Consider the following 19,214-nt stretch of genomic DNA (forward strand, 5'->3'; position numbering starts at 1 on the left):
GGTGGCGGGGTGGGCGGCTGACGGCGACCGGTGAGCGGTGGCCGGTGGGTGGTGGACGGCTGGTGGCTGGCGGTGGCCGGTGGGCGGCCGGTGGGCGGCCGATGCCGGTTGGTGACCGGTGGGCTGTCGCGTACGTCCCCAAGCTGCTGTTATTTCAATGATCGGGTGAAATGTCCCACCCCGGGGAACAGCCGCTTCGCGGGCCGCGTTATCGTCACACTGACGAAATGAACGGCCTCTAATGAACCCCGCGAGGAGGCGGCTATGAGCATCCCGGCCATTCCCCAGAGGTTGACCGCTCCCGCTCCGGGCTGGACGGTACGGGCGGACGTGGTCGTGGTGGGCTCCGGCGTCGCCGGCCTCACCCTGGCGCTGCGGTACGCCGCCCTCGAACCCGGGGCGAAGGTCCTGGTCGTCACCAAGGACGTCCTGTCGTCCGGCTCGACCCGCTGGGCCCAGGGCGGCATCGCCGCCGTGCTCGACCCGCGGGACACCCCCGAGGAGCACCTGTCCGACACGCTCGTCGCCGGGGTCGGCCTCTGCGACGAGGAGGCCGTCCGGGTCCTGGTGACGGAGGGGCCCGGCGCGCTGCGCGGCCTGATCGCGGTGGGGGCCCGGTTCGACACCGACGCCACGGGGACGCTCCAGCTCACCAGGGAGGGCGGCCACCGGCGCGACCGCATCGTGCACGCGGGCGGCGACGCCACCGGGGCCGAGGTGCAGCGGGCACTCGTCCAGGCCGTCGCGGAGTCGGACATCGAGGTGATCGAGCACGCGCTCGTCCTCGACCTCCTCAAGGACGCCGAGGGCCGTACCGCGGGGGTGACCCTGCACGTCATGGGCGAGGGCGAGCGCGACGGGGTGGGCGCTGTCACGGCCGGGGCCGTGGTGCTGGCCACCGGCGGCATGGGCCAGGTCTACGCCGCCACCACCAACCCCGTCGTCTCCACCGGCGACGGGGTGGCGCTCGCGCTGCGCGCGGGAGCCGTCGTCAGGGACCTGGAGTTCGTCCAGTTCCACCCGACCGTCCTGTGGCTCGGCGAGGACTCCACCGGCCAGCAGCCGCTGGTCTCCGAGGCGGTCAGGGGCGAGGGCGCGGTGCTGGTCGACGCGGACGGCACCCCGTTCATGCGGGACGTCCACGAGCTCGCCGACCTCGCCCCCCGCGACGTCGTGGCCAAGGCGATCATGCGGCGGATGCGCGCCACCGGCGCCGACCACGTCTATCTCGACGCCCGCCACTTCGGTGAGGAGAAGTGGCGCACCCGCTTCCCGACGATCCACGCGGTCTGCCTGGAGCACGGCATCGACCCGGTCACCCAGCTCGTCCCCGTCGCGCCCGCCGCCCACTACGCCAGCGGTGGCGTGCGCGCCGACCTGCGCGGCCGTACCAGCGTGCCCGGCCTGTACGCGTGCGGCGAGGTCGCGTGCACCGGCGTGCACGGCGCCAACCGGCTGGCCTCCAACTCCCTGCTCGAAGGCCTGGTCTTCGCCGGGCGCATCGCCGCCGACATCCACGCCGTACGGGCCGCCCGCGCCGAGAACACGACGTCCGTGGCGAGTGAGCCCGTTCCCGACGACCGGCCCACCGGCCTGATCGACCCCAGGGCCCGCAGCAGGATCCAGGCGCACATGAGCCGGGGGGCGAGCGTGCTGCGCGGCCAGGAGTCCCTGGGAGAGGTCGCCAGGGCCCTGATGAACCTCAGGTGGACCCCGGTGGCGGTCGAGCCCTGTACCGAGTCCTGGGAGACCACCAACCTGCTGACGGTCGCCTCCGCGCTCGTGGCGGCCGCCCGCGAACGCCGGGAGACCCGGGGCTCGCACTGGCGGGAGGACTTTCCCGAGCGCGACGACGACCGGTGGCTGGGCCACCTCGACACCACCCTGACAGCGGAGGGACCCGCCATGACCTACGTACCGCACGGGCGGCGCGCGACCGGGCTGCCGGCCCAGGTGGAGAGCGACCTGATCGAGGCGGGCCTGGACCCGGCGGCGGTGGCCGCGATCCTGCGGGCGGCCGAGGCCGAGGACCTGCGGGAGGCGGGCGACGTCACCAGCCTGGCCACCATCCCCGCCGACCAGACCGCCACCGCCGACGTGGTGGCCCGCGAGGACGGCGTGGTCGCGGGACTGGCCGTGGCCGAGGGCGCGTTCTCCCACCTCGGCCAGGGCCGCCTGGTGACCGAGCGCAGGGTCAAGGACGGTGAGCGCGTCGTCCGGGGCGACGTGCTGATGACCGTCACCGGCCCCACCCGGGACCTGCTGACCGCCGAGCGCACCGCGCTCAACCTGCTCACCCACCTGTCGGGCATCGCGACCCTGACCGGCCGCTGGGTCCTGGCCGTCGAGGGGACCGGGGCCCGGATCAGGGACAGCCGCAAGACGCTGCCCGGACTGCGCGCCCTGGAGAAGTACGCCGTCCGGTGCGGCGGCGGAACCAATCACCGGATGTCGCTTTCGGACGCCGCGCTGATCAAGGACAATCACGTGGTGGCCTCCGGCGGGGTCGCCGAGGCGTTCCGGGCTGTCCGTGACGCCTACCCCGGCCTGCCGATCGAGGTCGAGGTCGATCGGATCGACCAGATCGAGCCGGTGCTGGCGGAGGGAGCGGAGGAGATCCTGTTGGACAATTTCACCGTCGAGGAGCTGGCACGGGCCGTACGGCTCGTGGACGGCCGGGCGCGGCTGGAGTCCAGCGGGGGGCTCACCCTCCAGGTCGCTCGTGACGTGGCCGAAACAGGTGTTGACTACCTTGCCGTGGGCGCGCTCACGCACTCGGCACCGGCGCTGGACATCGCCTTGGACCTTCGGGGGAATTGATGCTGCTTGCCATCGACGTCGGCAACACCCACACCGTTCTCGGGCTCTTCGAGGGTGAGGACGTCATCGAGCACTGGCGGATCGCCACGGACGCCCGGCGTACGGCGGACGAGATCGCCGTCGTGCTCCAGGGGTTGCTCGGGCAGTCGCCACTGCTCAAGGGCGCCGACGTCAACGGCATCGCGATCTGCTCCACCGTCCCCTCGGTGCTCAACGAGATGCGCGAGATGTGCCGCCGCTACTACGGCGACGTGAACGCGGTGATCGTCGAGCCCGGGGTCCGCACCGGGGTGCCGGTCCGGATGGACAACCCGAAGGAGGTCGGCAGCGACCGCATCGTCAACGCGCTGGCGGCCATCCAGCTGTACGGCGGGCCGTGCGTCATCGTCGACTTCGGGACCGCGACCTCCTTCGACGCCGTCTCCGCCAAGGGGGAGTACGTCGGCGCGGTGACTGCCCCCGGCATCGAGATCTCGGTGGACGCGCTCGCCGCGGCCGGGGCGCAGCTGCACAAGGTGGAGCTGATCCGCCCCCGCTCGGTGATCGCCAAGAACACCGTCGAGGCGCTCCAGGCCGGCATCATCTACGGCTTCGCCGGTCAGGTGGACGGGATCGTCGAGCGGATGGCGGCCGAGCTCGCCGCCGACCCCGACGACGTCACCGTGGTCGCCACCGGCAGCGCGGCGCCGCTCGTGGTCAGCGAGGCACGCTCGATCGACATGCACGAGCCCTGGCTCACGCTGATCGGCCTGCGGCTGATCTACCACCGCAACGCCCCCTGAGGACACCGCGGCACGTCGCGGCACGGGAGAACACCCCTTCCCGTGCCGCGCGACCGGCGAACTCACGGGGTTCGCCGCATCGGTACCCTTTGGAACTGTGACCGATGACGTGACGAATCCCGCCGAGGATCTGCCCGAGCAGATGCGCGTGCGCCGGGAGAAGCTCGACCGCCTCCGTTCCGAGGACGTCGACCCCTACCCGGTGAACTTCCCGCGCACCGCGACCAACGACGAGATCCGCCAGAAATACGCTGATCTCTCCGCTGACACCGCGACGGGCGACAAAGTGGGCGTCACCGGCCGCGTGATGCTGTCCAGGACCGGCGGCAAGCTCTGCTTCGCCACCCTCCGCGACGGCTCCGGCGACCTCCAGGTCATGATCTCCCTGGACAAGGTGGGCGAGGAGTCCCTGGCCGCGTGGAAGCGCGACGTCGACCTCGGCGACCACGTGGGCATCGAGGGTGAGGTGATCACCTCCCGCAGGGGCGAGCTGTCCATCCTCGCCGACCGTTGGGCGATCACCTCCAAGTGCCTGCGCCCGCTGCCGGAGAAGCACGCCGGGCTCACCGACCCCGAGGCGCGGGTCCGCCAGCGCTACGTCGACCTCATCGTCAACGACGAGGCCAGGAAGCTCGCTCACACGCGCAGCGCCGTGGTCCGGGCCGTCCGCGACTTCTGGCACGAGGAGGGCTACCTGGAGGTCGAGACGCCGATGCTCCAGCCGATCCACGGCGGAGCCACGGCCAGGCCCTTCAAGACCCACATCAACGCGTACGACATGGAGCTCTACCTCCGCATTGCGATCGAGCTCTACCTCAAGCGGCTGGTGGTCGGCGGGCTGGAGAAGGTCTTCGAGATCAACCGCAACTTCCGCAACGAGGGCGCGGACTCCACGCACAACCCCGAGTTCACGATGCTGGAGGCGTACGGCACGTACCTCGACTACAACGACATCGCCGACCTGACCCAGCGGATGATCCAGAAGGCCGTGCTGGCCGCTCTCGGCCACTCCGTGGTCGTCCACCAGGGCCAGGAGATCGACCTCGGTCTGGCGAAGTGGCCGCGGATCACCCTGTACGGGTCGGTCTCCGAGGCACTGGGCGAGGAGGTCACCACCGAGACGCCCCTGGAGCACGTCCGCAAGCTCGCGGACGCGCGGGAGATCCACTGGGACGCCAAGTGGGGCCAGGGCAAGCTGGTCCAGGAGATCTTCGAGGCCCTCGTCGAGCACACGCTCGTCCAGCCCACGTTCGTCATGGACTACCCGCTGGAGACCTCCCCGCTGGCCCGCATCCACCGGGACAACCCGCTCCTCACCGAGAAGTGGGACCTGATCGGCTTCGGCACCGAGCTGGGCACCGGCTACTCGGAGCTGAACGACCCGATCGAGCAGCGCCGCCGTCTCACCGAGCAGTCCATGCTCGCCGCGGGCGGCGACGTCGAGGCCATGCAGCTTGACGAGGACTTCCTCACTGCCCTGGAATATGCGATGCCGCCCACCGGTGGCATGGGCCTCGGCATCGACCGCCTCATCATGGCCTTCACGGGCAAGAACATCCGCGAGACCATCCTGTTCCCGCTGGTCAAGCCGACCGCCTGAGCAGGCGGGCGGCACGGAAGGACGATCTTCCTTCTGCGGTGGCGCCGGGCCGGGGACTCCCCGGCCCGGCGCCACCGCCATGAGGGGCTGTCCGCCTCCCGGCGACGGTGTGTTCCCAGGCGGGGGCGCCCCTGTGCCGAGGCCGGGGCGGCCCTGTTCACCGCTCGGGACGTCGGGGTCGAGGAGCGCCCGGAGAGCCTGATCGGCCGCGCCGGGCCGCGCCGGGCCGCGCCGGGCCGGGCCGCGCCGGGCCGAGCCGAGCCGGGCCAGGCCGCGCGGCGCCGCGCCGAGCGTCACCGTCCCGCTCCCGCCGAGCGGCGCCCTCACCCCGCCCACTCCCGCCGAGCGGCCCCGTCACCGTCCCACCTCGCCGATCGGCGTCCCGCGCGGTCTCGCGCCGGTGGGTACAAATGGGTACGAAACGGAGCGTGAGCTGCGCGCGGCCGGGTCACGCCGCAGCGGTTCCCCCACCGTCTCCTGGCCGTCCTCGTAGGAGAATCGTCTCGGGGCGCCGGGGCGAATCACCCTCGCGGAGTCTCACGGATCGGGACGGTTCCCCGTGGAAGCGCCCGGGGCGTCGGGGCGGATCCGGTGGGTGGGAAACGGTCGCCGGGCCCGTGGTTCCACCGGCTCCACTGCTTCCGCGCAATACCGGACGCTTTTCCGCATGGTGCAGATATCCCTTTCCAGTATGTCCAATATCGCCCGACGGTCCGCCGTTGCGCGGTACTTCGCGAATGCCGCAAAGCCTCGCCCTTGACCCTCATATTTCCGCGTTTTCCGTGGCGTGTGGTCAAGGCGGTGAGGCATGGTCGCCGGAGAGCGCGGGGAAGAGATCAATTTTTGCCGGAAAATACGGGCGGGCCGGGATCCCCGGGGGATCGGCTTCGGAGTGTCCGGCGAGACGGTGGTTCCGGCGAAACCTTGTTCTGCCGGGACTTCGATCGTCGCAGCCAGGGGGTGCTTGCCGGCTCGTGCCTGGGCTCGATCATGACATAGCCGCAAAGGCACTGACATATCATGAGTACTTCACGTAGCGCCTGCTATGTCAATACTGGACGCACGCTATGAAGAGCGGAACTTGACGACCTTTGAACAAGGCGTTTACCGTTCCTGGCGGACGGTATTCATTTCCGGCGTCTCGCACCCGGTTTCCAGAGTGGGGGGAGTGACTCTTGATGGCATATCCAGAAGTGGATTCACGCCATGGCGACAGCCCCCTGGGCATGAGCGAAATCGGTCTCAGTGACGACGACCTCGTGCTGCTGGCTGAGCTCGCCAAGGGTGTCACCGTCGATCGGGTAGGGCGTCGCCTCGACATCAGTGGCCGGACGGTGAGGCGCAGGCTGAGAGGCATCTGCGACCGCATCGGCGTCGCCACGGCGATCGAGGCCGTGGCCTGGGCGGCTCGCCGTCGCCTGATCTGACGCGTCGCCGCGTGTCCGGCAGGTCGGGCCGGACACGCGTGCGAGCCGGCAGGCAGGACAGGCCACACCACTCCGGTCCGGCAGGTCGGGCCGGACACGCGTGCGAGCCGGCAGGGACGCCCGCACCGCTCAGGCCGGAAGACGGCTCAGGCGGCGATGCGGACGCCTCCGGCGAAGGGCCGGTTGTCGATCGTGGCGATGTGGATGACGTCACCCGTCCGGGGCGCGTGGACCATCAGGCCCGCGCCGATGTAGATCCCGACGTGGTGCAGGTCGCTGTAGAAGAAGACCAGGTCGCCGGGGCGCAGCTCGTTCCTGGAGACGTGGGTGCCCGCGGTCCACTGGTCGCCGGTGTAGTGCGGCAGGCTGATGCCGACCTTCTGGTAGGCCCACATGACCAGGCCGGAGCAGTCGAAGGAGTTGGGCCCCTCGGCGCCCCACACGTACGGCTTCAGCTGCTGGGTGAGCGCCCAGCGGGCGGCCTCCGCGCCCTTGCCGCTGCCCACGATGGGCACGTTCGTCTTGACCCGGGCACCCCTGTTGCTGACGGCCCTGGTGCGCACCTCGCTGAACAGGTCGCTCTCGACCCGGTCGACCAGCCGCTCGATCTTGGTCCGGTTGCCGTCGATCTCCGCCAGGAGCTTCTTGACCTCCGTCGTCCTGGCCTTGGCACTGGCCTGGGCCCGCTCGGCGGCCTCGATCGCCCGGCTCACCTGGGCGAGCTCCTCGCTCTGCTGCTGCTGGAGCGCGTAGTTGGTGGTGGCCTGGTCGAGGAAGGTGTCGGGATCGGTGGCCTGCGTGAAGGCGAGCCCGGAGTTCAGGCCGCCCGACATGTAGGTGCTCTGCGCCAGGAGGGTGGCCTTGGTGCGGCGGGACGCCAGCTCCGACTCGCTCGACGCGAGGATCTTCTTGGCGCTCTCCGCGGCCCGCTGGGCCTGCCTGAGCTTGACCCGCTCGCCGTTGTAGCGCTCCGCGAGGGTGCCGATCTCCTGGTGCAGTTTCTCGGCCTGCTTGGCCAGCTGCTGGAGGCTGGGCTCGGGGTCCGCGGTGGCGGACACCAGCGGGGTGCCGAGGGTCAGGGTGGCGAATGCCAGGCCGATGACCGCCATGCGACGGCGCAGCCCTCGCGGCGCGCGTTCTCGATCGCGGGTGTCGTGACCCGCCTGCTTTCCTCCGAGGTCGCGCGTGCGCTTCACCAACGGGCTCCTCTCTCGGCCGCCTACCGGGTTAGCTGACGGGTTCGGGCCGGAGGCAGCCCTACCGGGTGCGCCGGTGGCACTCGGATTCACCCCGGAGGACGTGGTGGGTCCCTGGTTCCCCGCGCGGGGGGATTCGGCGGGTCAGGCTTTTTACGTCTCTGACATCGAGCACGGAGATTAGTGCACCCGTGGTTCATGCTCAACCAGAACTGCGAATTCAGTAGAGGTTTCGCAACTGAGGTGTCACGAAAAGATCACACCTCAATATGATCAACATAGCCGTTACGCAGGCTTTGCCTTCGGTGTGACGGGTGGGACGAGAGGTCCTCCCAGGTCCGGGACCGTGCCAAAGGTGAGTTGCGGCACACGGGAGGCGCCGCGTACCGAGAGTGGTAAAGCGATCGCCAACGGTCATGTGCGGCCTGCGAGCTGCGAGTTAAGGATGAGCCGTAATTAAAGACCGGTGAGGACGTACGCTGAACGGTCATGGAGCAGCTTGCTGAGCATTCTCCCGTGCCGGTCGTCAGCGCCCCCGGCGGCGGGGAGCGGCGTGCCGGATCCACGGAGGCGGAGCGGGGCGCGCCGGAGGCCGGGACGGGTCCCGAGGTCGCCGGGACCACCGAGGTCGCCGTGATCGCCGAGGTCGCCGTCCGCCGCGCACGCACCCCGGACGTCCGCGCGATAAGGCGGCTCGTCGACACCTACGGCGGTGCCGGCCCGCGCCTGCTGGCGAAGGCCACCGTGACCCTGTACGAGGACGTCCAGGAGTTCTGGGTCGCCACCGACGCGGAGGGGGCGGTGATCGGCTGCGGGGCCCTGCACGTCCTCTGGGAGGATCTGGCCGAGATCCGCACCGTCGCCGTCGATCCGACCCGCAGGGGGCTGGGAATCGGCCACCGGATCGTCTCCGCGCTCATTCGCACGGCCGCCGAGCTCGGGCTGCGCCGGGTCTTCTGCCTGACCTTCGAGGTCGACTTCTTCGCCCGGCACGGATTCCGGGAAATCCAGGGCACACCCGTCGCGCCGGAGGTCTACGCGGAACTTCTCGCCTCCTACGACGAGGGTGTGGCGGAGTTCCTCGATCTGGAACACGTCAAGCCCAACACCTTGGGAAACACCCGGATGCTGCTACATCTGACACGTGAGCCCGACTCTGATGACTTTAGAGCTGACTGATCGGAAAGGTGACTGTTGATACCTATGTCGATACCTTGTGCTGCAGCATGCATGTGCGTCTGACATTTGCCACATGCGCAGTCTAAGTGAGGTGACGCGGTGAGCACCGGACAGCCGCCGTATCGACAGGATGATCCCGACCGCGATCGCACACCGTCGGGACAGCCGGATTACGGACAGCACAACGCGGGTCGAGCCCCCAACGAACTCGATCCCGACGTGACAGTCGTGGGATATCGGTCGGAGGCCTCACAGCCGAACACCGGCCCAGGACAGAGCCAGCCCGGTTACGGCCAGCAGGGCTACGGGCAGCAGGGGTACGGCCAGCAGCAGGGTTACGGCCAGCAGCCCGACTACGGGCAGCAGGGCTACGGCCAGCAGCAGGGTTACGGTCAGCAGGGTGGGACGGGGGCGTACGGGCAGCAGCCCGGCTACGGCCAGCAGCCCACCCACGACCAGGGTTACGGCCAGCAGGGCGGGACCGGCGCGTACGGTCAGCAGGGTGGGACGGGGGCGTACGGGCAGCAGCCCGGCTACGGCCAGCAGCCCACCCACGACCAGGGTTACGGCCAGCAGGGCGGGACCGGCGCGTACGGTCAGCAGGGTGGGACGGGGGCGTACGGGCAGCAGCCCGGCTACGGCCAGCAGCCCACCCCCGACCAGGGTTACGGTCAGCAGCCGGGCTACGGCCAGCAGCAGCCCGGCTACGGGCAGCAGCCCCAGCCCGGTTACGGCCAGCAGCCCGACTACGGCCAGCAGCCGTACGGCAAGCAGCCCGACTACGGCCAGCAGCAGTACGGCCAGCAGGGCTACGGCCAGCAGCCCGACTACGGGCAGCAGGGTTACGGCCAGCAGCCCGCGTACGGGCAGCAGGGCTACGGCCAGCCGTACGGCGGTCCTCCCGGGGCCCCGGCCCCGCTCGCCGAGTGGTGGCAGCGCCTGGTGGCGAGGATCGTCGACGGGGTCATCCTGGCGATCCCGACGTTCATCATCAGCGCGGTGCTGACCAGCATGCTCGTGACGTTGCCCAGTTTCAACACCGAGACGGGCGAGGTCACGGAGGCCGGCGGCCTGTTCCTGTCGACTCTCCTCATCACGCTGATCACCGCGGGGATCTACTTCGCCTATGAGTTCTTCATGCTCAGCAGGGGCGGGCAGACGGTCGGCAAGATGGTCATGGGCATCAAGGTCGTGCCGGTCGGCGGCGCCCTGCCGCCCGGCGGGCTCAGCTCCGACGTGGCGGTCAAGCGCGCCGGGGTGCTCTACGGTCCGCAGTTCCTGACCTGGGTGCCGTTCCTGAACTACATCGTCTACATCTTCAGTCTCGTGAACGTGCTGTGGCTGCTGTGGGACAAGCCGCTGCAGCAGGCTCTGCACGACAAGGTGGCCGGGACGGTCGTCGTCAAGATCAAGTAGTTCCCTGAATAACGGGGCCGGCGGTTGAACCGCCGGCCCCGTTTTCGCGTACGGGTGAGAAAACGGGGGGCCTTAGGGGCCGCGTATGGGTCTCGGGGTCCGGGGGCCGCGGAAGCGCGAAACCATTTGCCGCGTCCTGAGCAACGCGGGGCAACTTATGACCGAGTCTCGCCCCGCCCACCGGAATATTCGCGTACGGTGCCCACAACGGGCCCACCGGCGCCCGTGGGTCTCCTATGGGGCGTCAATGCCGGATCCACCGCCGTCGGGGGTTCGCGCACTACTCACCGAATGGTCGGCCCGGCGCGCCTCCGGCATCCTCGGCGATCTCGTGCCGGATTCTCTTCTTCGCCTTCCGCCGCGCGTTCAGGACAGGCGGTGAAGGCCTTCTTACGGACCCGGATCGGAGGCGCGTGGTGTTGGCGGGGTTGTCCGAGGGGGCCATCGTGTTTGGTGGTTATACGGTCTACGACTATGTACTCCGTGCCAGAGCGGGTCGTACTCTTGGCGAGAAAGTGTTGAAGATCCGTCTTGTTCCATACGCTTGCGTCACATCGGCTCACACCGGGGTGATGAAGCGAGCGGCTCTCCGTCCGGGTGTTCCGCCGACGGCGGGTATTCCCGTGTTGAACCCGCTCGCGGCGATCTCCGGTTCCACGGCGAGGTGCTCTTCGTCCAGCCCGGCCGACCCCTCCACCAGGGGTTTCGGCGCGGGGAGCTCGACGGCGCGGCGGCCGCGAACCCGCCTGGCATTGGTATTACCGCGACGGTGATGATCACCCGATCGTCCTGTTGGTTTTTCCTCACGGCTTTACGGCCGCAACCGGTAAGGCGGCTGGAGAGAAGCATTAGGCTGGAGAGAGACGGACATGGTCGCCCCTGCTGACGCGCGTCGCCGGCCGGTGGCGCTATGGTCATCTGTGGGCGGTTCCAGACCGATCGGGCGTGCCTGCGCGGCCCAGGAGTCGCCGCCACATTTCCATGGTCCCCAGAAAGCCACCCACGGTGCGGAGCGAGGACGAATGTACGACGTATTGTCCGCGTTGATACCCCCGGCGGTCGTCGGCGGGGCCTTCATCTTCGGAGTTGTCAAGCTACTTCGGAGTGAAGCCGTCGGCCGACGTCCGGCAAAACGACCCGACCCCGAGTCGCAGAAGAGCTGATCCACGGGAGGCTCGACTGCGAGTCTCGGTTGCCTGTGAGAATCGCCGGGCTCCTGGAATTGCCGCTCTTCGATCGCGGGTATATGTTTAGCTTGCGAATGAAACAATACCCGCGAAAGGATTGTGTAGATGGCCAAGCAGATCCAGGAGATTCTCATCGACGACCTCGATGGGGGCGAGGCCAATGAGACTGTCGCCTTCGCGATTGACGGCACCAGCTATGAGATTGACCTGAGTGACGTTAACGCGAAGAAGCTCCGTGACTCCCTGTCGCCTTTCGTGCAGAGCGCCCGCCGGTCCGGCGCCCTGGCTCCCCGTCGCCGCCGCGCAGGCGGAGCGCGGGCGCTCACGCGAGAGAAGAGCGCCGACATCCGGGCGTGGGCGAAGGCTCACGGCCTTAATGTCAGCGAGCGCGGTCGAATCGCCTCCAAGATCGTCGAAGAGTACGAGCGGGCTCACTAGATCGGCTCAGTGGATCGAGTGAATCATGCGGTTATGGCGGTCACGGTGGGGTCCGGTGGCGGCCATGACCGCATGATGCGTTTCGCCGACAGACAAACGTCGTTCGCTTGCGGCGTAGCGGGAACATCCCGCCCCTCGTAAGTAGTTGGATGGAGGGTGAACGCCCTGCTCTCGGGGAACGTCTTCTGCATAGAGCGGTCGCCGGGTCGGGGCTACCATGCGGGATGACAGGGCTCGGATATCCCGGACCTGCCTGACCGCTCTGTGAGGAGCGACGAGATGTTCGAGAGGTTCACCGACCGCGCACGGCGGGTTGTCGTCCTGGCCCAAGAAGAGGCCCGGATGCTCAACCACAACTACATCGGTACGGAGCACATTCTTCTTGGCTTGATCCATGAAGGTGAAGGCGTTGCCGCCAAGGCTCTGGAGAGCCTCGGCATCAGTCTTGAAGGTGTGCGTCAGCAGGTCGAGGAGATCATCGGCCAGGGTCAGTCTGCGCCGTCGGGGCACATTCCGTTCACCCCGCGTGCCAAGAAGGTCCTTGAGCTTTCGCTCCGCGAAGCCCTGCAACTAGGACACAACTACATCGGCACCGAGCACATCCTGCTCGGCCTCATCCGTGAGGGCGAGGGCGTCGCGGCCCAGGTGCTGGTGAAGCTGGGGGCCGATCTCAACCGGGTCCGCCAGCAGGTCATCCAGTTGCTCCACGGCTACCAGGGCAAGGAACCGGCCGCCGCGGGCGGTCCGACCGAGGCCGCGCCGTCGACCTCCCTTGTGCTGGACCAGTTCGGCCGCAACCTGACCCAGGCCGCTCGCGAGGGCAAGCTCGACCCGGTCATCGGCCGGGAGAAGGAGATCGAGCGGGTCATGCAGGTCCTGTCCCGCAGGACCAAGAACAACCCGGTCCTGGTGGGGGAGCCCGGCGTCGGCAAGACCGCCGTCGTGGAGGGCCTGTCCCAGAAGATCGTCAAGGGCGAGGTGCCCGAGACCCTCAAGGACAAGCAGCTCTACACCCTCGACCTGGGCGCACTGGTGGCGGGTTCCCGCTACCGCGGTGACTTCGAGGAGCGGCTGAAGAAGGTCCTCAAGGAGATCCGCACCCGAGGCGACATCATCCTGTTCATCGACGAGCTCCACACGCTCGTCGGCGCGGGTGCCGCCGAGGGCGCGATCGACGCCGCCAGCATCCTGAAGCCGATGCTGGCCCGAGGCGAGCTGCAGACCATCGGGGCCACCACCCTCGACGAGTACCGCAAGCACCTGGAGAAGGACGCGGCGCTCGAGCGGCGCTTCCAGCCGATCCAGGTGGCCGAGCCCAGCCTCAGCCACACGATCGAGATCCTCAAGGGCCTGCGCGACCGCTACGAGGCGCACCACCGCGTCTCCATCACGGACGGCGCCCTGGTGGCCGCCGCCCAGCTGGCCGACCGCTACATCAGCGACCGGTTCCTGCCCGACAAGGCGATCGACCTCATCGACGAGGCCGGCTCGCGCATGCGCATCCGCCGCATGACCGCGCCGCCGGACCTTCGCGAGTACGACGAGAAGATCGCCAACGTGCGGCGCGACAAAGAGTCCGCGATAGACGCGCAGGACTTCGAGAAGGCCGCCGCGCTGCGCGACCAGGAGAAGCAGCTCCAGCTCAAGCGCGAGCGCCGCGAGAAGGAGTGGAAGGCCGGCGACATGGACGTCGTCGCCGAGGTCACCGAGGAGCTCATCGCCGAGGTCCTGGCGACCGCCACCGGCATCCCGGTCTTCAAGCTCACCGAGGAGGAGTCCCAGCGACTGCTCCGCATGGAGGACGAGCTGCACAAGCGGATCATCGGCCAGGACGACGCCATCAAGGGTCTGTCCCGCTCGATCCGCCGTACGCGCGCCGGTCTGAAGGACCCGCGCCGTCCGGGTGGCTCGTTCATCTTCGCCGGCCCGTCCGGTGTCGGTAAGACCGAGCTGTCCAAGGCGCTGGCCGAGTTCCTGTTCGGGGACGAGGACGCGCTGATCATGCTGGACATGTCGGAGTTCATGGAGAAGCACACCGTCTCCCGCCTGTTCGGCTCGCCTCCCGGCTATGTCGGGTACGAGGAGGGCGGGCAGCTGACGGAGAAGGTGCGGCGCAAGCCGTTCTCGGTCGTCCTGTTCGACGAGATCGAGAAGGCCCACCCCGACATCTTCAACTCGCTGCTGCAGATCCTGGAAGACGGTCGCCTGACCGACGCCCAGGGCCGGGTGGTCGACTTCAAGAACACCGTCATCATCATGACGACGAACCTCGGCACCCGCGACATCTCCAAGGGTCAGGGCGTCGGCTTCGCGAAGAACAACGACGCCGAGTCCAACTACGACCGGATGAAGTCCAAGGTCCAGGAGGAGCTCAAGCAACACTTCCGGCCCGAGTTCCTCAACCGTGTCGACGACATCGTGGTCTTCCACCAGCTCACGCCGAAGGAGATCATCCGCATCGTCGACCTGATGCTGGCCCAGGTGGGCCTGCGTCTGAAGGACCGCGACATGGGGATGGAGCTCACGCAGGAGGCCAAGCAGCTGCTGGCCGACCGTGGCTACGACCCGGTGATGGGCGCCCGCCCGCTCCGTCGTACGATCCAGCGCGAGCTGGAGGACACCCTGTCCGAGAAGATCCTGTACGGCGAGCTCCGTCCCGGCCAGATCGTGAAGATCGGCATCGAGGGCGAGGGCGAGAACGCGAAGTTCACCTTCATCGGTGAGAACGCGCCGGTCGCCCAGGTTCCCGACTCGGCCGCCGCCATCGCGGAGCCGATCCAGAACTAGGACCGACCGGGCATGGCCTGATCAGGCAGGGAGCAGACCCCGCCGTGAGGAGACTCACGGCGGGGTCTGCTTATTTGTTACTAAAGACGGTATCTCGCCACGGCAGGTAGTACTACACTCTGTAGAGCGAGCTCGCTCAATCCCGTCAGACGATCTCAATGTCGTACGAACCGCGGTGGGAGCGGTGTCGGGGTCAGCCTGGCGACGTACCGAGGAATCAGCTCCGGGAGTGACGCGGAGGTCGGTGCCCGCGCGGGATGCTTCGGAGGATGGTCGGGCTCCCGACAGAAGAGCTCCGGCTCACGCCGTCTTCGACGACCGGCGCGGGGCCATCGGGGACGCTTACACGGAAAGTACGCCTTGGAGGCACGCATGCGTTTACGGCACGAGGACGGGACGCTCGTTCACCTGGCCTACAACGCGGGCGTGCACCCCGCCGAGGATCTGGAGAACCTCATCGCGCACCTGACGCGGTACGCGGTGCCGGTGCGCAAGCGCCTCGGGGTGGAGCGCATGGGGGTCGGCCTCTGGCTCTCCCCGAGCGTCGCCGACCACCTCACCGCCGACCGGATCGAGCTGGTGCGCCTGCGCCGCTCCCTCGAGGAGCGCGGCCTGGAGGTCGTCAGCCTCAACGGCACCGGCGGCAGGAACCAGGAGGTCCCCGGTCCCGACTGGGCCAAGCCCGAGCGCTACCGCTACACGATGGCCCTGGCCAAGATCCTGGCCTTCCTGCTCCCGCAGGACGTCCGGTTCGGGAGCATCTCCACCATCCCCATCGGCTGGCGCCGCGACTGGCCGGCCGACCTGCACTCGATCGCCTCACGGCGGCTGGAGCGCCTCGCCCGCGAGCTGCGCGGGCTGCACAGCGTCACCGGCAAGACGATCAGGGTCGGCTTCGAGCCGTGGCCCGGATGCGTGCTGGAGACCACCAAGCAGGCCCTCGACCGGGTGGGCGGCATCGACTCCGAGCACCTCGGGATCTGCCTGGACGCCTGTTACCTCGCGGGCGGCTCTGAGGAGCCCGGAGCCGCCCTGCGCGGCCTGGCGGACACCGGAGCCCCGGTCGTGAAGCTCGGCCACGTGCACAACCACATGGCCGCCGCCTGCCAGGAGCTGCCCAGCACCCGCCCGGTGCTGGAGGACACCCTCACCGCGATGCTCTCCGGCGCGGTGAACGGCACCGCGCACATCGAGGTGGAGACCCACGATCTGGCCGTGCCCGTGAGGACCAGGGGCCCCGGCGCCCTGGTCAGCATGATCGCCGAGGAGCTCGACTGGGCTCGCACCAGCCTCACCGCCCTCGGGCTGCGCCTCGCCGCCTGACCTCCCTCGCCCGCCGGTCCGCCCGGCTCAGCCGGGGAGGCGGTAGGCGCCGTCGTCGAGGACCTCGGCCAGGCCGTCCGCCACCAGGCCGTCCAGGGCGCGCTCGCGCTGCGGGGCGTCGTCCCAGACCACGTCGAGGGCCTTCTTGGGCACGGCGCCGTGGGCCTGGCGCAGCACCGCGAGCAGGCGGCCACGGCACTGGCGGTCCGTCCCCGCGTACGTCTGGCCCTTGCGCGCCGGGCCGTCGTAGGCCGGCTTGCCCGCCAGGCGCCAGGCGCACAGGTCGCTGATCGGGCAGTCGGCGCAGCGGGCGGCGCGGGCGGTGCAGACCAGGGCGCCCAGCTCCATGACGGCGACGGCCCAGACGGGGGCGCGGGCGGGGTCGGGGAGCAGCGAGGCGGCCAGTTTGCGCTCGGCGGGCGTGGTGGCCTTCGGCGGGTACTCCAGGCCGCTGACGGCCCGCGCCAGGACCCGCCGCACGTTGGTGTCGAGGACCGCGTGGCGGCCCTGGAAGGCGAAGCTGGCGACCGCGGCGGCGGTGTACTCGCCGACGCCGGGAAGCGCGAGCAGGGCGTCGTGTTCCGTGGGGACCTCGCCGCCGTGCCGCTCGGTGATCGCGCGGGCGCACGCGTGCAGGTTCAGTGCCCGGCGGGGGTAGCCGAGGCGACCCCAGTGGCGTACGGCCTCGCCAGGGGACTCGCGGGCGAGCGAGGCGGGCGTGGGCCAGCGTTCCATCCACTCGGTCCAGACGGGCAGCACCCTGACCACCGGGGTCTGCTGCAGCATGATCTCGCTGACCAGGATCGACCACGGGGAGGCGCCGGGCGTCCGCCAGGGAAGGTCGCGGGCGTTGCCGGCGTACCAGTCGAGGACGGGTTCGAGTAAGCGGTTCGACTCGGGCACCTTTCGACGATAGTGCGGCCTCGGGCACCCTTGGCCCGTCTTCACCGTCCTTCGCCCGTCGCCGCCCCGAGCCCCGAGGCCGAAACAGGCCGGAAGCGGCGGGTCGCCTGCTGTGGCCCGCGAGGACTAACCATACTGAGCGTATGGATCCCGACACGTTCCGTAGCGATATCGGAGTCGACGTCTACTGGCGGCGCCGGATGGCCGCGCTCGTCGGTGTGCTCGTGGTGGTCGCCGTCGTGGCGTGGGCCTGCTCGTCGACGAGCGGGCCGGACGACGTCAGGGAGAGGAACGCGGCGGCCCGGCAGGAGACCCCGGACCCGCTGCTGGCCGTCCTGCCGACCGTGACGGTCGTCCCCTCGCCGTCCGCGAGCCCGACGCCCTCGCCGGGGACGGCCAAGGTGTCCGCCAGGCCCAGGAGGCCCGGCGAGGCCTGCGCCTCCCCGCAGCTCGTGCTGAGCATGGAGGGTCAGGGGACGATCTACCCGGCGGGCATCCGGCCCCGGTTCATCCTCACCCTCGTCAACGTCGGCAAGGTGATGTGCACCACCGACGTGGGGCCGCGCGCCCTGGAGGTGCGCATCACCTCCGGCGACGACCGCGTGTGGTCCTCCTCCGACTGCGTCAGCGGCGAGGCCGCCAACGTCCGCGAGCTCAACCGCGGCATCCCGTACGTCAAGGAGCTGGTGTGGGACCGTCGCCGGTCCGGTGACGACTGCGCCGCCGACCGCGCCGCCGCCCTGCCCGGCACCTACGTCGCGGTGGTCCACGCCCCGGGCCTGAGGAGCCGCAAGGCCGTCTTCCACCTCAGGTAGCCGCCGAGGGTCCCGCCCGGCAGGGGGCCTCAGACATAGCGTTCCAGGATGGACGACTCCGCCAGCCGGGACAGGCCCTCGCGGATGTGGCGGGCCCTGGCCTCGCCCACCCCGCCCACCTCCTGGAGCTCGCCGATGCTGGCGGCCAGGAGCTTCTGCAGGCTGGCGAACTGGTCGACGAGGCGGTCGACCACCGTGTTCGGCAGGCGCGGGACCTTGGCCAGCAGGCGGTAGCCCCGGGGGCTCACCGGGGTCTCCAGGGCGTCGTTGCCCGAGTGGCCGAGGATCTGGGCGACGACCGAGAGGTCGAGCAACTCGGCGGAGGAGAGCTGGTCGAGCTCGTGCAGCGCCTCGGCGAACTTGCGCGGCCGCCGGCCCGCCACGGGCAGGTAGTCGCGCACGATCAGCTCGCGGTCGCTCTCGGTGCCGGCGACGAGCTCGTCCAGCTGCAGGGAGAGCAGCCGGCCGTCGGTGCCGAGCTCGACCACGTAACCCGCGATCTCCTCGGAGATGCGCCTGACCATCTCCAGCCGCTGGGCGACCACCGCGATGTCGCGGACCGTCACCAGGTCCTCGATCTCCAGCGCCGAGAGCGTGCCGGAGACCTCGTCCAGGCGGAGCTTGTAGCGCTCCAGCGTGGCCAGGGCCTGGTTGGACTTGGACAGGATGACCGCCGACTCCTCCACCACGTAGCGGATGCCGTCGAGGTAGAGGGCGATGATCCGCATGGACTTGCTGAGGGAGATGACCGGCAGCGACGTCTGCAGGGCCACGCGCTGGGCGGTGCGGTGGCGGGTGCCGGACTCGTCGGTGGGAATGGAGGGATCGGGCATCAGGTGAACGGCCGCGCGCACGATCCGCAGATCGCCCGCGTTGAGCACGATGGCGCCGTCCATCTTGGCCAGCTCGCGCAGCCGCGTCGCGGAGAACTCGACGTCCAGCTCGAAGCCGCCGCTGCAGATCTCCTCGACCGTGCCGTCGTACCCCAGCACGATCAGGCCACCCGTGTGCCCGCGGAGAATGCGCTCCAGCCCGTCGCGCAGAGCGGTGCCCGGTGCGACCGCGGCCAGGACGGCCCGGCGGCGTTCGTCGAGCCCTTTGTAGGTTGCTGCCACATGACCCCCGTGGTCTGCGTATAACGCTCAGCTTACCGGCGAAGACCCCGCGCGGCCCGGAATCGGTGGATGCCACGCGCCGTACGGCTCCCGTGACGCGCCGCACCGGCGCTGGATCGCCACCCGTGTCTCATGCGGCTCCCGTGACGCGCCGCACCGGCGCTGGGTCGCCACCCGTGTCTCATGCGGCTCCCGTGACGCGCCGCGCCGGTGCGGCCGGTCGCGG

13 protein-coding genes and 1 riboswitch are annotated in these 19,214 nt (G+C 69.5%); of the genes, 10 read left to right on the top strand and 3 right to left on the bottom strand.

Annotated elements, in window-relative coordinates; translation table 11 throughout:
- The first annotated feature begins 264 nt into the window (after positions 1-264).
- The 4 genes from AC5L38_RS15670 to AC5L38_RS15685 all read left to right on the top strand — a co-directional run bounded on the left by AC5L38_RS15670 (position 265) and on the right by AC5L38_RS15685 (position 6,629).
- The gene (locus tag AC5L38_RS15670; protein ID WP_495243518.1) at positions 265-2,820 is read left to right on the top strand and encodes an L-aspartate oxidase; all 2,556 of its coding nucleotides are present in this window, start codon (positions 265-267) and stop codon (positions 2,818-2,820) included.
- Positions 2,820-3,602 carry a type III pantothenate kinase gene (locus AC5L38_RS15675; RefSeq protein WP_344744003.1) on the top strand — a complete coding sequence of 261 codons (783 nt, stop codon included), beginning with the start codon at positions 2,820-2,822 and terminating at the stop codon, positions 3,600-3,602. The genes AC5L38_RS15670 and AC5L38_RS15675 overlap by 1 nt, the downstream gene beginning before the upstream one ends.
- A 97-nt stretch (positions 3,603-3,699) precedes the next feature.
- Positions 3,700-5,202 carry a bifunctional lysylphosphatidylglycerol synthetase/lysine--tRNA ligase LysX gene (lysX, locus tag AC5L38_RS15680; protein WP_495243519.1) on the top strand — a complete coding sequence of 501 codons (1,503 nt, stop codon included), beginning with the start codon at positions 3,700-3,702 and terminating at the stop codon, positions 5,200-5,202.
- 1,226 nt (positions 5,203-6,428) lie between these two features.
- Positions 6,429-6,629, top strand: coding sequence for a helix-turn-helix domain-containing protein (locus AC5L38_RS15685; RefSeq protein ID WP_362873574.1), 201 nt, complete (start codon positions 6,429-6,431; stop codon positions 6,627-6,629).
- Positions 6,630-6,775: 146 nt separating this feature from the next.
- On the opposite strand, the gene AC5L38_RS15690 is transcribed toward AC5L38_RS15685, so the two are convergent.
- Complete coding sequence (locus tag AC5L38_RS15690; protein ID WP_495243520.1) at positions 6,776-7,825, bottom strand: C40 family peptidase; 1,050 nt, start codon at positions 7,823-7,825, stop codon at positions 6,776-6,778.
- 5 nt (positions 7,826-7,830) lie between these two features.
- Positions 7,831-7,977: riboswitch (cyclic di-AMP (ydaO/yuaA leader) on the bottom strand.
- A 481-nt stretch (positions 7,978-8,458) separates the two neighbouring features.
- On the opposite strand from AC5L38_RS15690, the gene AC5L38_RS15695 reads away from it, so the two are divergent.
- From AC5L38_RS15695 to AC5L38_RS15715, 5 genes are all read left to right on the top strand, one after another.
- Positions 8,459-9,004, top strand: a complete 546-nt coding sequence (locus AC5L38_RS15695; RefSeq protein ID WP_495243760.1) for an amino-acid N-acetyltransferase — start codon at positions 8,459-8,461, stop codon at positions 9,002-9,004.
- A 228-nt stretch (positions 9,005-9,232) separates the two neighbouring features.
- Positions 9,233-10,420, top strand: a complete 1,188-nt coding sequence (locus AC5L38_RS15700; protein WP_495243521.1) for an RDD family protein — start codon at positions 9,233-9,235, stop codon at positions 10,418-10,420.
- Between the two features lie 1,292 nt (positions 10,421-11,712).
- Entirely contained in the window at positions 11,713-12,045 is a 333-nt protein-coding gene (locus AC5L38_RS15705) for a histone-like nucleoid-structuring protein Lsr2 (protein WP_389917844.1), read from the top strand.
- A gap of 279 nt (positions 12,046-12,324) precedes the next feature.
- On the top strand, positions 12,325-14,832 hold the full coding sequence (locus AC5L38_RS15710; protein WP_389917842.1) for an ATP-dependent Clp protease ATP-binding subunit: 2,508 nt from the start codon (positions 12,325-12,327) through the stop codon (positions 14,830-14,832).
- A gap of 372 nt (positions 14,833-15,204) precedes the next feature.
- Positions 15,205-16,155, top strand: coding sequence for a TIM barrel protein (locus tag AC5L38_RS15715; protein ID WP_495243522.1), 951 nt, complete (start codon positions 15,205-15,207; stop codon positions 16,153-16,155).
- Between the two features lie 27 nt (positions 16,156-16,182).
- Here AC5L38_RS15715 and AC5L38_RS15720 read toward each other — a convergent pair whose 3' ends face one another.
- The gene (locus tag AC5L38_RS15720; protein WP_495243523.1) at positions 16,183-17,058 is read right to left on the bottom strand and encodes an HhH-GPD family protein; all 876 of its coding nucleotides are present in this window, start codon (positions 17,056-17,058) and stop codon (positions 16,183-16,185) included.
- Between the two features lie 143 nt (positions 17,059-17,201).
- On the opposite strand from AC5L38_RS15720, the gene AC5L38_RS15725 reads away from it, so the two are divergent.
- Positions 17,202-17,873, top strand: a complete 672-nt coding sequence (locus tag AC5L38_RS15725) for a hypothetical protein (RefSeq protein WP_495243524.1) — start codon at positions 17,202-17,204, stop codon at positions 17,871-17,873.
- A 29-nt stretch (positions 17,874-17,902) separates the two neighbouring features.
- On the opposite strand, the gene disA is transcribed toward AC5L38_RS15725, so the two are convergent.
- Positions 17,903-18,988: a DNA integrity scanning diadenylate cyclase DisA gene (gene disA / locus AC5L38_RS15730; protein ID WP_495243525.1), complete on the bottom strand. Its 1,086-nt coding sequence runs from the start codon at positions 18,986-18,988 to the stop codon at positions 17,903-17,905.
- Between the last annotated feature and the right edge of the window lie 226 nt (positions 18,989-19,214).

This window comes from Streptosporangium nanhuense (assembly GCF_059358815.1).

Excerpts from the sequence above, each read along its gene's own strand:
- AC5L38_RS15670 (WP_495243518.1), top strand. The coding sequence starts at position 265 with ATGAGCATCCCGGCCATTCCCCAGAGGTTGACCGCTCCCGCTCCGGGC.
- AC5L38_RS15675 (WP_344744003.1), top strand. The coding sequence starts at position 2,820 with ATGCTGCTTGCCATCGACGTCGGCAACACCCACACCGTTCTCGGGCTC.
- AC5L38_RS15685 (WP_362873574.1), top strand. The coding sequence starts at position 6,429 with ATGAGCGAAATCGGTCTCAGTGACGACGACCTCGTGCTGCTGGCTGAG.
- AC5L38_RS15705 (WP_389917844.1), top strand. The coding sequence starts at position 11,713 with ATGGCCAAGCAGATCCAGGAGATTCTCATCGACGACCTCGATGGGGGC.
- AC5L38_RS15710 (WP_389917842.1), top strand. The coding sequence starts at position 12,325 with ATGTTCGAGAGGTTCACCGACCGCGCACGGCGGGTTGTCGTCCTGGCC.
- AC5L38_RS15715 (WP_495243522.1), top strand. The coding sequence starts at position 15,205 with ATGCGTTTACGGCACGAGGACGGGACGCTCGTTCACCTGGCCTACAAC.
- AC5L38_RS15725 (WP_495243524.1), top strand. The coding sequence starts at position 17,202 with ATGGATCCCGACACGTTCCGTAGCGATATCGGAGTCGACGTCTACTGG.